This window comes from Methanobrevibacter filiformis, from assembly GCF_001639265.1.
GTDB classification, from domain to species: domain Archaea; phylum Methanobacteriota; class Methanobacteria; order Methanobacteriales; family Methanobacteriaceae; genus Methanacia; species Methanacia filiformis.
In genome coordinates this window covers 1-17,078 of record NZ_LWMT01000247.1, presented here as the reverse complement: position 1 = coordinate 17,078, position 17,078 = coordinate 1, and the positions used below count along the sequence as shown (strand labels likewise).

The following is a 17,078-nucleotide window of genomic DNA, read 5'->3' as shown; positions in this document are numbered from 1 at the left end:
TGTATATGGAGTTTTTGTAATATTTATTGTAGTCTCCTTTAAAGTATACTGCGCAGTATTTGCCTTTTTTGGAGTTGGAATATAGTATGTTGGACTCGAATGTGTTGGATTTGCCTTTTCCATTGATGGCTGAGCGAGTGTTTTTGAGTATGGTGTTGGATTGGATGTTATTTTTGTTTCCGTCGATAACTAATCCTTTTGCTTTGTTGGAATCAATTGTATTTTTTATTATGTTGTTTGTGTTGCCTTTTATTGTTAGTCCATTAAGATTGGATTTGAGGGTGTTTTTGGTTATGGTTGATTGATTTCCTTTAAATTCGATTCCGTTATTTTTATTGTTGTGAATATTGTTAGATTGAAGATTAATTGATCTTCCTTCTCCATACATTCCTTTTTGAGTGTTAGATTTGATTGTGTTATTTGTGATTTTATTTTTATCTCCTTTTACAACAAGACCATTTTTATTACCTGTAGCATTGTTTTTATAAATAGTTAAAGTACTTCCTTTAACATCTAAACCATTAATACCATTCTTAATCAAGTTATTATTCTGGATGCTACCATATGTTCCTTCAATTTTAAGACCATGATACTTATTTTTAGACATATAGTTATTATAAATATAATATTTATTACCAAAAATAGCAATACCTGATTCTTTATTGCTATTTACATTGTTAGAACTTAAATTAGCGTTATTACCACTTAACCAAATACCTTGATGCTTATTAGAATTTAAACTATTTTTTGAAACATTAGTATTGTTACCATAAACTGTTAGACCTACATTATTAGACTTTACATTGTTCATATGAACATCTGGATTATTACCAGCTATGTAAATACCATTGCCTTTATTATTTGATATATTATTGTAATAAATAACTGTTTTACTGCCTTTTGCATGTATGCCATGGGATTTACTATTACTTACAGTATTATACTTAATATTATTGTTATTTCCAGTTATATCAATACCTGCTTCCCCACTACTCTTTACATTGTTAGAACTTAAATTAGCGTTATTACCACTTATTAGAATACCTTGATGCTTATTAGAACTTAAATTATTTCTTGAAACATTAGTATTGTTACCATAAACTGTTAGACCTATATTATTGGACTTTACATTGTTCATATGAACATCTGGATTATTACCAGCTATGTAAATACCATTGCCTTTATTATTTGATATATTATTGTAATAAATAACTGTTTTACTGCCTTTTACATATATGCCGTGAGATTTACTATTGCTTACAGTATTATATTTAACTTCATTGTTATTTCCAGTTAGATCAATACCTTCACGGTTTCCAGTGATTTTATTAGATAATATCTGGTTGTTATGACCAGTGACTGTGATACCGTTGTGTTTATTGTTATTTATTGTGTTAGAACGAATTATGGAATAATTAGTAGTAGAATATAAACCTCGATTACTATTTCCACTAATAATATTGTTTTCAATGATTAATGAATTAGCAAGAATCAGTATTCCGTGACCTGTACTGTAATTTATAACAGAATCCGAAATCTTAGAACCATTACCAGTAGAATAGATTCCTCCACCATTAGCACTACTGCGAGCAATATTATAAGTGAAAATAGACTTAGAAATGTTTACTTTTGATGTTGAATAGATTCCTCCACCATTAGATGCAGAGTTACGATTAAATTTAGAATTAGAAACTGTGATAGTGGAAGTAGTATAAATAGCTCCACCATTTAAACCTGCTTTATTATCTTCAAAAGTAATAGAACTTATAATTGTAGATTTTGATAAATATAAAGCTCCACCATTGCCAGATTTCGCAACATTAAATTTAAAAGTTAATTTTCCAGATAAATCCACACTATCTTCTGAAAAAATAGCTCCACCATCATCATCCGCAATATTTTCACTGTAAACACCATTAGTAACTTTTAATGGTTTTTCAGAATAGATTGCTCCTCCAGACTTACTGGCATGATTTTTTGTGAAATTAGAATTAGATAGAGTTAAAGTAGAGTTAGTGAAAACTCCAGCACCATAGATAGCACTGTTATTATTGAAAACAGAGTTTTTTATATTCGTATTGGATAGGGCATAAATAGCTCCACCATTTAAGTCTGCTTTATTGTTTTCAAAAGTAATAGAACTTATATTTGTAGATTTAGATGAATATAAAGCTCCGCCATTACCAGATTTTGCTACATTGGATTTAAAAGTTAACTTTCCAGATAAATCTACATTATCTTCTGAAAAAATAGCTCCACCATCATCATTTGCACTATTTTCACTGTAAAGACCATTAGTAATATTTAATAGTTTTCTAGAGTAAATTGCTCCTCCAGAATTGTTTGCATGATTTTTTGTGAAATTAGAATTGGATAAAGTTAAAATGGAGTTAGTGAAAACCCCGCCACCGTACATAGCATTGTTATTATTAAAAATAGAGTTTTTTATATTTGTATTGGATAGAGTGTAAATTGCTCCTCCATTTAGTCCTGCTTTATTGTTTTCAAAAGTAATAGAACTTATATTTGTGGATTTAGATGAATATAATGCTCCACCATTGCCAGATTTTGCTATATTGGATTTGAAAGTTAATTTTCCAGTTAAATCTGTATCATTTTCTGAGTAAATAGCTCCACCATCATCATTTGCATTATTTTCACTGTAAAGACCATTAGTGACTTTTAATGGTTTTTTAGAGTAGATTGCTCCTCCAGAATTGTTTGCATGATTTTTTGTGAAATTAGAATTGGATAAAGTTAAAGTAGAGTTAGTGAAAACTCCACCACCATACACAGCACTATTATTACTAAAAACAGAGTTATTTATATTCATATTGGTTAGAGTGTAAATTGCTCCTCCATTTAGTCCTGCTTTATTGTTTTCAAAAGTAATAGAACTTATATTTGTGGATTTAGATGAATATAATGCTCCACCATTGCCAGATTTCGCAACATTAGATTTAAAAATTAATTTTCCAGATAAATCCACATCATCTTCTGAAAAAATAGCTCCACCATCATCATCTACACTATTTTCACTATAAACACCATTAATAATATTTAATAGTTTTTTAGAGTAAATTGCCCCTCCAGAATTATTAGCATGATTTTTTGTGAAATTAGAATTAGATAAAATTAAAGTAGAGTTAGTGAAAACCCCGCCACCGTACATCGCATTGTTATTATTAAAAATAGAGTTTTTTATATCTGTATTGGATAGAGTATATATTGCTCCACCATCATATTTGGCAGAATTATTTGAAAAAGTGTTTTTATCTGATTTTAAAGTGTTTTTGGAGTAAATTGCTCCACCATAATTATTAACAGTGTTGTTTATGAAATTAGAGTTAATAATGTTTAGTAATTCCATTGCATAAATAGCAGCACCGTTATCTGCATTATTGTTCTCAAAATCACTGTCTGTTATGTTTAATTCTTCTTCAGTATGGATTGATCCGCCGTTTAAGTTAGCTTTATTGGATTTAAAAGTGGTGTTCTTTAAAATGGCTGATTTAACTAAGTATATTGCTCCTCCATTTTCAGAGTCTGCGGTATTGTTTGAAAAGAGGCAATCTGTGATTTTAAGTTCGGTATTGGTGTATATTGCTCCTCCTGAGTTATTTGCAATGTTGTTTGTGAAGTTGGAGTTGTTTATTTCAACATTGTCTAACGAGTAAATAGCTCCTCCATTTGTCCCTGCTTTGTTATTGGAGAATTTACAATTAGTGATGGTTGTTTTATTTCTTGAGTATAATGCTCCTCCATTGGCTCCTGCAGTATTTCCTGAAAATGTGGATCTTGTTAATTTTAAGTCTTCACCAGCACGAATAGCACCTGCAGACCTAATAGCACTATTATTTAAAAAATCAGAATCGTCTATAGACATGGAGCCAAAAGAATATATTGCTCCACCAGTATCGGCACTATTATCTTTAAAAGTAGAGCTTGTTAGTTTAAATGAAACAGGCATGTCTGCGGGGTTGTGATAGATAGCTCCGCCCCTATCCGCAGCAGTGTTGTTTGTGAATTGGGAGTTTGTGATGGTTACATTTGATGCTCTTGAGAAGACAGCTCCACCATAAGAATCAGCAATGTTATTTTGGAATGTGCAGTTTTTAATGGTTATTGTGGAGTTTCTACTGTAAACTGCACCTGAATCTGGGGCAGAATTATTTTTAAATACACAGTCAATAACTTGATCAAAACCAAAAACTAGAGAAATTGCTCCTCCTCTATGTAAAGCATAATTATTTTCAAAGGAACAATTACGAATTGTAGTGTTGTTAGCATGAGTATCAATGGCTCCACCTTCAATATAATCATCAGAACCAGGATTAATACCGTGATTATTAATAAAAATAGAATTTTCAATTATGGAATTATTTCCACCAAATAAGCCAATAGCAGTGCCACTTTCAGCTTCATTATCTTTAAAAAGGCAGTTATCAACATATATGGTGTTAGTTGACCTGATACATCCGCCAGAAGAGTTAGATTTCACATTTATAAAATCAATATATTTAAAAGTAATATTTCGACCAGTAACCTCAAAAATAGCCACACCATTACCTTGACCATCAAAAATAGCATGGTTGCTCTTGTTACCTAAAAAAGCAACATTATTCACATCTACATCAATCCTATTACCATCAGAAACATAAGTTTTACTACCTAAATGAACAATGTCTCCTGAATTGAAAGAATTTTCAACATCAGTAAAAGAATTACCTGAAACCGTAACATCAGCACCACTAACAGATGAAACCATTGCAAAAAGAATTAATGCTATTAAAAGCAAAAACCATCTACATCTATTGCTTTTAACCCCATTTTTAAGACCCTGAAACATAAATATTTCTCCATAACGACCCATAATTATAAAATATACTCCTTATAAACATTATTGAACAGAAAAATTTAATTAATTAATAATTAATAATATAATAACTACTAACAAATATTAAAAGAATAATATTTAAAGTTTATGATAGTTATACGAAACTAATATTAATAATAAGAAATAATAAGGCATAAATATGAAAATATACAGAATATAAAGTAAATATTATGAAAAAATAATAAAAATGAGACTAAATAAAAAATAAATAATAAAATACAACATGATCAATATAATTTATAGTTTGTTCAATTATAGCTCAAGATCATTAGAAGCACTATTTGAAATATTATTATTAAATTTCATGAATTATTAAATTTAAAAGATTTTAAAATCTTATTTTTATCATTAAGTATTGTACTTTCATTAATGCGTGCAAAATTCAAGTAATAAGTATTATTGTTTTTAATAAACATTAAAATATTAGATTTTACATATTCACCATGATTATTAAAAGTACAGTAAATATCTAAAGCTTGAACACCCCCAACTGTAGTGTATGTGTAATTATCAATTTTAGATTTAATAATATCTGATTCAAAATAATTTAATTCATCAGTTAAATCAGTATATTGATTATCTCTAATCCTAATGAAAAAGACCCCATCTTCGACCTGAAAAAATTCATGATTATCAGAGGAAGGATTAAACTCACCATTTTTACCCATCCAATCACCAGGATAAAGAAAAGAAATATCACCATTATCAAATAGATTATCATGTGAACTATTACTATAAGACATACCTAAACCACCAAAAGTTGTAAATCCAAATAAAACAATTAAAATCAAACCAATGACAGAAACAGGTCCCAAACCCCACTTATATCCCCTATAAATTCGAAGGTTATTAACTTTTTTAGAATTCTTAACTTTAGATTTTTTAAGTTTTTTAGAACCTTTAACTTTGGACATTTCAATTTCTTTAGAACCCATATTACCATATTCCTTAATATTCCAACTATAAACTAAAGAAAATACAACAAAAATAATGGGTAAAAGATAAAAACAACTCCATAAAACACCTTTTAACATATCGTATACTATAAAAACAACAAAGAACACTGATAAAACAATATTTGATATATTTTTAGTACTTAGAATTAATACATCATCACCACCTAAATCTTTAGATGTGAAACAGAAAAACATGCCAAAATAGAAAATAGTTGAAAAAACACCAAAAAAATCATCTATAAAAAATATATTTACAATTAAAGTGCAAATTGAAATCAATAGCAAAATTCTCTGAATATCCCATCCTTTCTTATAATATAAACAAATCAAAGTAGGATTAATAACATACAAACAAAAACAAGATAAAAGGATTAAAAATGCTATTGAACTAGATATTACAAAACCATAACTATCATAATGACTCATAGCCCAATATGAAATTAAAAAAACTACAACTAATGGAAAAAATAACTTCTTTTCTCTACTTGTTACTAACATAATACCACCAATTAAATCACATGTTTACCTTTGAACCAAATTCTAAAAATTTATTATAATAATCATCCGCTTCCTCTCTCTTATTAAGCTTCATAAGATATTCAGAAATCATATAATAAATATTCCCATCAAAAAGATAATTAGAGTCTAAAAACTTTTTACATAACATTAATCCATTTTCATAAGATTTCTTTGCTTTTATAAGCATTCCTAATTTTTCTAAGCATATTCCCTTACGATAATATGAATCCAGTGCACCATCATCTTTTTTAATGGATTTAGATATATATTTCAATGCACCTTCATAATTACCATTCTCTTCCAAATAAAAAGCATAAATAAAAAGGTAAGGATTGCTAGGATCTAACTCAACAACTTTACCCATATAATTAATAGCATCGGTTAATTTATCCATTTTATAGTACAAATTTGCTAAATTATTTAGTACAACAACATTATTAGGGTTTAGATCAAGCAATATATTATAAATTTCAAAAGCGAATTCTGATTTATTTTGTAATTCAAAAACATGACCTTTTAAAAGAAGTCCCTCCTCATAATCAACATTATTCAAAATATATTCCACACATTCCAACTCATCATTATAGTTTTCTTGTTGTTCAAAAAAATCACATTTAGTTAATAAAAGATCCATATTATTTTCATTATAAAATAACCCATTATCTAAAACTTCCTGAGAGTCCTCATAAAATCCAGAATTAAATAAACAACGTGCTTTACTTTTCCATGACAAAACATTATTAACATCAAAATTAATAGCAAACTCATAATATTTAATTGCTTCAGTATAATTACCCAAAAACTCATTAGTCTGACCTTTTAAAATAAAAGTATCTTTAAACTCAGGATCAATAAGTAAAACCTCATCAAACTTTAGCATCGCTTTATAAAACTCTCTTGAATTTAGATAATGAATACCTAACATTAGTTTAAATCTGATTTTACACTTTTTAAAAAAAGACAACATAACTGTTAACTCCTTAAATGTTTATCATATCTCTTTGCCAATACATCAAATCATGTTTTAAACTTATTAAACAGAATTAATGTAATGGATATTTTATAAATAATAATTTAAAGCACATGAAATAAATTGTTATCTACTTAAATTAGACTTTAAAAGCTCTGCTTTACTATAATATTCAGCTGCATTATCAGTTTTACCCAATAAATCTAAAAAAAGACCTATGAACTGATATAACTCTACGGAAGGATTAATTTCAATTAATTTAAATGCTAATTGAAGACCTTTTTCACAAATTTTTTCAGATTCCTTAATCCTATTTAATTTAGATAAATATAATCCTTTATAATAATATAAAGAAAAATCATTCCTTAACTCCATAGATTCATTTATAACATCCAAAGCCTTATCCCACTCCTCTTTTTCATCTAACAAATTAGAATAAGCTTGTAAATAACTAGTATTAAATCGACCAGACAAATTCACAGCTTTTTCCATAGCTATTAATGCATCATCAATATTATCTAGTTCAAAAAATACAAATGCAATCTCATACCAATATTTATCATCATATTTATTAAGCTCAAGTAATTTATAATACCATTCCAATGCAAGATTAAATTTTTCCTGTAAATAAAAAATAGAAGCTTTTAAATGAGTACCTTCTTCTTCCCCAATACCCTGTTCTAAAATATAATTCGCACAATATAACTCCTCCTCAAAATTACCACAAAATTCAAAAACACCTGCTTTAGCTAATATTAATTCCAAATTATTCTTATTAAACTTTAAAGCCTCATCAAACAATTTAATTGCATCATCATACTTTTCAAAATATACTAAACAGTTACCTTCACCAATCCATCCCTCAACACAATTAAAATCTATGGAGCGAGCAATACCATAGGAATTCAATGCATTAAGATAATCATTTAAGTGTAAATAAGCTATAGCTTGGAATATAAAAGCTTTTTCATGTTTAGGAAATGTTTCGGAAGACCTTGTGAAAAAATTTAATGCTTTCTTAATATCTCCATTGTTAAAATGAATAATACCTCTTTTTAATTCGTGTTTAGCTTTATTTTTATTTATAAAATTAAACATGCCAATCACCTATATTCTTCATCTTACCCCTATTCATATACAGTTAACAACAGTATTTTAGCTGATTTTTTAAAATTATTCTAACATCTATATATAATAATGCATATTAACTTATTTTTTAATAAGCCTTTTAACTTCGTTTGTTGTCCATCCCTCTTGACTATCTAAAATTTCCTCCAATTTTTTTAAATCTTCATTGGATATTTTGAGGTTATCTGTCTTCTTCTATTTAGCAATTAAACCATTATAACAATACCCATTATATCTCATTTATCCTACATAACTATGCCACAGAGACATGTATAAATAAAGCTTTTTTAACAGGTTGACCTCTTATCCTATCCTACAAAAAGTAATTTTATCAAAAACTTAGACTTTTGCAAAGTCATTTTTAAGTATAATCCCTACTTTATGCCACTTATTATTAAAATTAGGAAACCAAGCATATTATTTAAAACCCAAGTTTCTTATTATAAATTACAGACATCGTATTTGATCCTTGAGTAGGATTACTAGCCATTACATAACCATTTTTGTTAGTAAAAACAACTTGGGATGTGTATTTGAAAGGTTTATTTCCAATATATATCGTTTTAGTATAATTCGAACTATAATTATAAATAATTTTGTTATCATTGCGTTTTGGTGAAAATCCTAGCATTTTTGCTATAGGATTAAACTTACTATTTGTATTAATAATTTCAAGACATAATTTTTTAATATTATCATACATTCTCTTTTCATTTCTCAAATTGATAACTCTCTCTTTTTCTAACTCCATTTTATACGAATTGTTTGTTATTAGATCATGAGGAATAGCGAATAGAATTGTAGAGCTCATTGTTTCTTTTTTATTTGGTTTGTAAAAATCAGCTCTCCATTTACTAACTATTTTTTTTGTGCCAGTTGATGTTAAAACTTTATCTAAACTATAAGGAGTAAAGTATGTTGAATAATTACCAGATTTTCCAGATTTTCTAAAAGGTGAGGGACCAATCCAATCCAGGTCTGTTGAATATAATTCTTCTGCAGCAGCAAAAGAATCACCATAGATTGAATTTATAAGCATTGCAGAAGAATATCTTAGAACAATCCCTGGTATTCTCGCTAATCTAGCAGAACTATATGCAGACATAAACGCATAATCTTCCTCTGTAGAACCATAATCTGAAGGTTTAAGAAAGGTGCGTGCACCCCAAACCTTATAATAATATCTATTCTCCGAAAAAAGTTTATTATTATAATTTTTAGATGAAGATTTAGGCATGCGAATAGTTTTAGCACCTACATGTATATAATTTGTAGCATTACTTTTTGTATTGTTACTCTTACGAGATTTATATCCTACTACAAATGCAAGTATCGCAACTAACAAGCCAACTGTAGCATAAGCATAGGAATCACCACCAGTAGTAGCTTTTTGATCTTTTTTAGAAAGTAACTTTCCTTTTTTATCAGTCGATAAAGCTTTACCACTATATAAAAGTTCAAAAAGTCCAGTAGGAACAGTGATAATACCAAACACTGGATCGTTGTATGTAATATAACCATTTTTATTAGATACAATATCCACATAGTGACCATATGGACCAAATTGTAAATAAGCAATGTCTCCTTTTCTAAGTTTATTTGAAGATACCGAAATAGCATTGAGGTTAACACCATATTTATTAGCTATTTTTTTCATCATATACATGGAAGTTAACCCCTTCTTAGTGTTTAATTCCTTAATTAATTTAGATTTACTTAAAAATATTCCTTTTGAAGCTAAGAGTGATTGAAGACCAACAGGACCACAATAAACATAATAATTATTACTATTTCTTACAATACTTACTTTCAATCGATAAACATTATTTGAACTTTTCAAATCCACAGTAGAACTTTTAACTGAAACAGTACTTTTAACAGTCCCATTGACCCCTGAAGAAATTATACCTTCAACATACAATACAATCTGTTTTCCCTTAGCTATTTTATCAATTTTAATCGAACCATTAAATTTTTTCCAATTAGAACCTGAAAAAGAATAACGCATATTAGTTAATTTAGGAAGCTTTGCTGATAAGTTAACATTAAATGCATCACCTGGACCCTCATTCTTAACATAAAATGAATAAGTTAAAGAATTATTTTGACCTACTGGATTAGGATTAGCTATAACAAAAACATTTAAATCGCAAGGAGGTCTGAAAATTTTTTCTAACTTTTGATTGTCTATTTTTGCTGTGAATTTGTAGATTGACCATTTTTTCCCTGTTTTTATTGTTACTGTTGCTTTATTGTTCTTTAGGATTATTTTTTTGCTTGATATTTTTAGGGATTTCCATGCTAATTTGGTTGTTTTTACTTTTTTCACTTTTTTAGTTTTTGGATCTTTTTTCTTTACTGTTATTGTCTTTTTGTATTGTTTGTAGAATCCAAATTGTGATACTGTTGATGGTATGATTTTTTTAAGTTTCTTTTTATTGTTATCTAGTAGGATTAAGGTTATTTTGTAGGATTTGTTTGGTTTTAGGTATTTAACATTTGGAAGTTTTAGTTTGGCTATTACATATTTTGATACTTTTGTGTTGTGGACTTTGTTTATTTTATTTATTCCCCACCAGTTGTATTCTGCATTTATTGAACCTGATTTTCTTTTTAGGTTGTAATTTTTATTTATAATGTAATTATAGTTTAAATAATTGTTTTTGCCTTGTTTTAGATATATTCCTTTTGTGTTTTTGTGTATTGTGTTTTGTATGAATTTGTTTTTGGATCCTATAATGTGAATAGCTAAGTTACTGCTTTTTAATGTGTTATTACTAGCATGATTGGAGTTACCTTTGATTCTGATGTTGTATTGTTTGTTATTCCATAATTTGTTAAGTGTTATTTTGTTGTTGTTTTTTGTTAGTATTATTCCTGATGTTTTACTGCCATGTATTGTGTTTTCTATTATATTATTGTAATTCCCATTGATTACAGTATTTGCATATTTATTGTTGTATAAATTGTTTTTTTCTATTTTATTGATTTTACCTACTACATGTAATCCATGGTATCCATTATTGTATATGGAATTTTTGTAATATTCATTGTAATCTCCTTTAAAGTACACTGCACAATAATCACCTTTTTTAGAGTTAGAATATAATATATTGGACTCGAAGATGTTGAATTTACCTTTTCCATTGATAGCTGAGCGAGTATTTTTGAGTATGGTGTTGTATTGGATGTTATTTTTGTTTCCGTCGATAACTAGTCCTTTTGCTTTGTTGGAATCAATTGTGTTGTTTATTATGTTGTTTGTGTTGCCTTTTATTGTTAGTCCATTAAGATTGGATTTGAGGGTGTTTTTGGTTATGGTGGATTGATTTCCTTTAAATTCGATTCCATCATTTTTATTATTGTGAATATTGTTAGATTGAAGATTAATTGATCTTCCCTCTACATACATTCCTTTTTGAGTGTTAGATTTGATTGTGTTATTTGTGATTTTGTTTTTATCTCCTTTTATAACAATACCATTTTTATTATCTGTAGCATTATTTTTATAAATAGTTAAAGTACTTCCTTTAACATCTAAACCATTAATACCATTCTTAATCAAGTTATTATCATGGATACTGCCATAAGATCCTTCAATTTTAAGACCATGATACTTATTTTTAGACATATAATTATCATAAACCTGATATTTATTACCAAAAATAGCAATACCTGATTCTTTATTGCTATTTACATTGTTAGAACTTAAATTAGCGTTATTGCCACTTAACCAAATACCTTGATGCTTATTAGAATTTAAATTATTTCTTGAAACATTAGCATTATTGCCATAAACTGTTAAACCTACATTATTAGACTTTATATTATTCATATAAACATCTGGATCATTACCGACTATATAAATACCATTACCTTTATTATTTGAGATATTATTATAATAAACAACTGTCCTGCTGCCTTTTACATATATGCCATGAGATTTACTATTACTTACAGTATTGTACTTAACATTGTTATCATTTCCAGTTAGATCAATACCTGATTCTCCACTACTTTTTACATTGTTAGAACTTAAATTAGCATTGTTACCATTTATTAGAATGCCTTGATGCTTATTAGAGCTTAAATTATTTCTTGAAACATTATTATTGTTACCATAAAATGTTAAACCTACATTATTAGACTTTACATTGTTCATATAAATATCTGAACTATTACCATTTATGTAAATACCGTTACCTTTATTATTTGAGATATTATTGTAATAAACAGCTGTTCTGTTGCCTTTTATGTATATGCCATGGGATTTACTATTACTTACAGTGTTGTACTTAACATTGTTATCATTTCCAGTTAGATCAATACCTGATTCTCCACTACTCTTTATATTATTAGAACTTAAATTAGCATTGTTACCGTTTATTAGAATGTCTTGATGCTTATTAGAATTTAAAGTATTTTTTGAAACATTATTATTGTTACCATAAACTGTTAAACCTACATTATTGGACTTTATATTGTTCATATAAATATCTGAACTATTACCAGCTATATAAATACCATTACCTTTATTATCTGAGATATTATTATAATAAACAATTGTTCTGTTGCCTTTTATATATATGCCATGGGATTTACTATTGATTATAGTATTATATTTAATTTCATTGTTATTTCCAGTTAGATCAATATCTTCACGGTTTCCAGTGATTTTATTAGATAATATTTGGTTGTTATGACCAGTGACTGCGATACCGTTGTGTTTATTGTTATTTATTGTGTTAAAGCGAATTATGGAATAATTGGTAGTAGAATATATGCCTCGATTACTATTTCCATTAATGATATTGTTTTCAATGATTAATGAATTAGCAAGAATCAATATTCCGTGACCTGTGCTGTAATTTATAACAGAATCAGAAATCTTAGAACCATTACCTGTAGAATAGATTCCTCCACCATTGACACTGCTGCGAGCAATATTATAAGTGAAAATAGACTTAGAAATGTTTACTTTTGATGTTGAATACAATCCTCCACCATTAGATGCAGAGTTACGATTAAATTTAGAATTAGAAACTGTGATAGTGGAAGTAGTATAAATAGCTCCACCATTTAAACCTGCTTTATTATCTTCAAAAGTAATAGAACTTATATTTGTAGATTTAGATAAATACAAAGCTCCACCATTACCAGATTTTGCTACATTGGATTTAAAAGTTAATTTTCCAGATAAATCCACATCATTTTCTGAAAAAATAGCTCCACCATTATTATCTGCACTATTTTCACTGTAAACACCATTGGTAACTTTTAATGTTTTTTCAGAGTAGATTGCTCCTCCAGACTCACTGGCATGATTTTTTGTGAAATTAGAATTAGATAAAGTTAAAGTAGAGTTAGTAAAAACCCCACCACCATACACAGCACTGTTATTATTAAAAACAGAGTTCTTTATATTCGTATTAGATATGGCATAAATAGCTCCACCATTTAAGCCTGCTTTATTGTTTTCAAAAGTAATAGAACTTATATTTGTAGATTTAGATGAATATAATGCTCCACCATTTCCAGATTTTGCGATATTGGATTTGAAAGTTAATTTTCCAGTTAAATTCACATCGTTTTCTGAGTAAATAGCTCCACCATGATCATTTGCACTATTTTCACTGTAAAGACCATTGGTAATATTTAATGTTTTTTTAGAGTAAATTGCTCCTCCAGAATTGTTTGCATGATTTTTTGTGAAATTAGAATTAGATAAAATTGAAGTGGAGTTAGTGAAAACTCCAGCACCATAGACAGCACTGTTATTATTAAAAACAGAGTTCTTTATATTCGTATTGGATGAAGTGTAAATTGCTCCTCCATTTAGTCCTGCTTTATTGTTTTCAAATGTAATAGAACTTATATTTGTAGATTTAGATGAGTATAATGCTCCACCATTGCCAGATTTTGCTATATTGGATTTGAAAGTTAATTTTCCAGATAAATATGCATCATTTTCTGAGTAAATAGCTCCCCCATCATTATTTGCATTATTTTCACTGTAAAGACTATTGGTAATATTTAATGTTTTTTTAGAGTAAATTGCTCCTCCAGAATTGTTTGCATGGTTTTTTGTGAAATTAGAATTGGATAGAGTTAAAGTAGAGTTGGTGAAAACTCCACCACCATACACAGCACTATTATTATTAAAAACAGAGCTTTTTATATTCGTATTGGATGAAGTGTAAATTGCTCCTCCATTTAGTCCTGCTTTATTGTTTTCAAATGTAATAGAACTTATATTTGTAGATTTAGATGAATATAATGCTCCACCATTTCCAGATTTTGCGATATTGGATTTGAAAGTTAATTTTCCAGTTAAATTCACATCGTTTTCTGAGTAAATAGCTCCACCATGATCATTTGCACTATTTTCACTGTAAAGACCATTGGTAATATTTAATATTTTTTTAGAGTAAATTGCTCCTCCAGAATTGTTTGCATGGTTTTTTGTGAAATTAGAATTGGATAGAGTTAAAGTAGAGTTAGTGAAAACCCCGCCACCGTACACAGCACTATTGTTATTAAAGATAGAGTTTTTTATATCTGTATTGGATAGGGTATATATTGCTCCTCCATCATATTTGGCAGTATTACTTGAAAAAGTGCTTTTATCTGATTTTAAAGTGCTTTTGGAATAAATTGCTCCACCATAGCTGTTAGCACCGTTGTTTATAAAATTAGAGTTAATAATGTTTAGTACTTCCATTGCATAAATAGCAGCACCGTTATCTGCATTATTGTTCTCAAAATCACTGCCTGTTATGTTTAATTCTTCTTTAGCATAGATTGATCCGCCGTTTAAGTCAGCTTTATTGGATTTAAAAGTGGTGTTCTTTAAAATGGTTGATTTAACTAAGTATATTGCTCCTCCATTTTCAGAGTCTGCGGTATTTTTTGAAAAGAGGCAGTCTGTGAGTTTAAGTTGGGTATTGGTGTATATTGCTCCTCCTGAGTTATTTGCAATGTTGTTTGTGAAGTTGGAGCTGTTTATTTCAACATTGTCTAATGAGTATATTGCTCCTCCATTGGTTCCTGCTTTGTTATTGGTGAATTTGCAGTTAGTGATGGTTGTTTTATTTCTTGAGTATAATGCCCCTCCATTGGCTCCTGCGGTATTTCCTGAAAATGTGGATCTTGTTAATTTTAAGTCTTCACCAGCACGAATCGCACCTGCAGATCTAATAGCACTATTGTTTAAAAAATCAGAGTCATCTATAGACATGGAACCAAAAGAATATATTGCTCCACCAGTATCAGCACTACTGCCTTTAAAAGTAGAGCTTGTTAGTTTAAAGCTAACAGCCATGTCTGTAGGATTGTGATAGATAGCTCCACCACTATCCACAGCAGTGTTGGTTGTGAATTTGGAGTTTGTGATGGTTACATTTGATGCTCTTGAGAAAACAGCTCCACCATGAGAATCAGCAATATTGTCTTGGAATGTGCAGTTTTTAATGGTTATTGTGGAATTTCTACTGTAAACTGCACCTGAATCAGGGGCAGAATTATTCTTAAACACACAGTCAATAACTTGATCAAAACCAAAAACTAGAGAAATTGCTCCTCCTCTATTTAAAGCATAATTATTTTCAAAGGAACAGTTACGAATTGTAGTGTTATTGGCATGGGTATCAATGGCTCCGCCTTCAATATAATCATCAGAACCAGGATTAATACCATGATTATTAATAAAAATAGAATTTTCAATTATGGAATTATTTCCACCAAATAAACCAATAGCAGTGCCACTTTCAGCTTCATTATCTTTAAAAAGACAGTTATCAACATATATGGTGTTAGTTGACCTGATACATCCGCCAGAAGAGTTAGATTTCACATTTATAAAATCAATATATTTAAAAGTAATATTTCGACCAGTAACATCAAAAATAGCCGCACCATTACCGTTACCATCAAAAACAGCATGGTTGCTCTTGTTACCTAAAAAAGCAACATTATTCACATCTACATCAATCCTATTACCATCAGAAACATAAGTTTTACTACCTAAATGAACAATGTCTCCTGAATTGAAAGAATTTTCAACATCAGTAAAAGAATTACCTGAAACTGTAACATTAGCACCACTAACAGATGAAACCATTGCAAAAATAAATAATGCTAGTAAAAACAAAAACCATATATGTCTATTGCTTTTAACCCCATTTTTAAGACCCTGAAACATAAACACTTCTCCATAAAGAACCCATAATTATGAGATATATCACCATAAACATTATTGAACAGAAAAATTTAATTAATAATATTAATAACTACTAACAAATATTAAAAAAATAATATTTAAAGCTTATGATTGCTATAAGAAATTAATATCAATAATGAGAAATAATAATGTATAAATATAAAAATATACAGAGTATAAAGTAAATATCATGAAAAAATAAGAAAAATAAGCCTAAGTAAAAAATAAATAATAAAATATAACATAATCAATATAATTCCTAGTGTCATGACAACTTAATTTTAAAATATTTATATATGATGATATTCATATTATACTATATGAAACAGAGAAGAGTAGAGCTTGATGATGAGGAGGATGTTTGTTTAAAAAAGATGGTTAAAAAAGAAA

Annotated in this window: 5 protein-coding genes; all 5 read right to left on the bottom strand. The window is 28.4% G+C overall.

All coding sequences use genetic code 11. From position 1 onward, the window contains the following. Nucleotides 1-4,849, bottom strand: a 4,849-nt coding sequence (locus MBFIL_RS07385; RefSeq protein WP_169805519.1) for a beta strand repeat-containing protein, incomplete at its 3' end; no start/stop codon positions are given. Nucleotides 4,850-5,199: 350 nt separating this feature from the next. Further along, on the bottom strand, nucleotides 5,200-6,351 hold the full coding sequence (locus MBFIL_RS07380; RefSeq protein WP_066973114.1) for a hypothetical protein: 1,152 nt from the start codon (nucleotides 6,349-6,351) through the stop codon (nucleotides 5,200-5,202). Nucleotides 6,352-6,367: 16 nt separating this feature from the next. Further along, nucleotides 6,368-7,252, bottom strand: a complete 885-nt coding sequence (locus MBFIL_RS07375) for a tetratricopeptide repeat protein (RefSeq protein WP_169805518.1) — start codon at nucleotides 7,250-7,252, stop codon at nucleotides 6,368-6,370. A 216-nt stretch (nucleotides 7,253-7,468) separates the two neighbouring features. Then, entirely contained in the window at nucleotides 7,469-8,440 is a 972-nt protein-coding gene (locus MBFIL_RS07370) for a tetratricopeptide repeat protein (protein ID WP_066973112.1), read from the bottom strand. 451 nt (nucleotides 8,441-8,891) lie between these two features. Next, nucleotides 8,892-16,670: a right-handed parallel beta-helix repeat-containing protein gene (locus MBFIL_RS07365; protein ID WP_066973110.1), complete on the bottom strand. Its 7,779-nt coding sequence runs from the start codon at nucleotides 16,668-16,670 to the stop codon at nucleotides 8,892-8,894. Nucleotides 16,671-17,078: the final 408 nt, after the last annotated feature.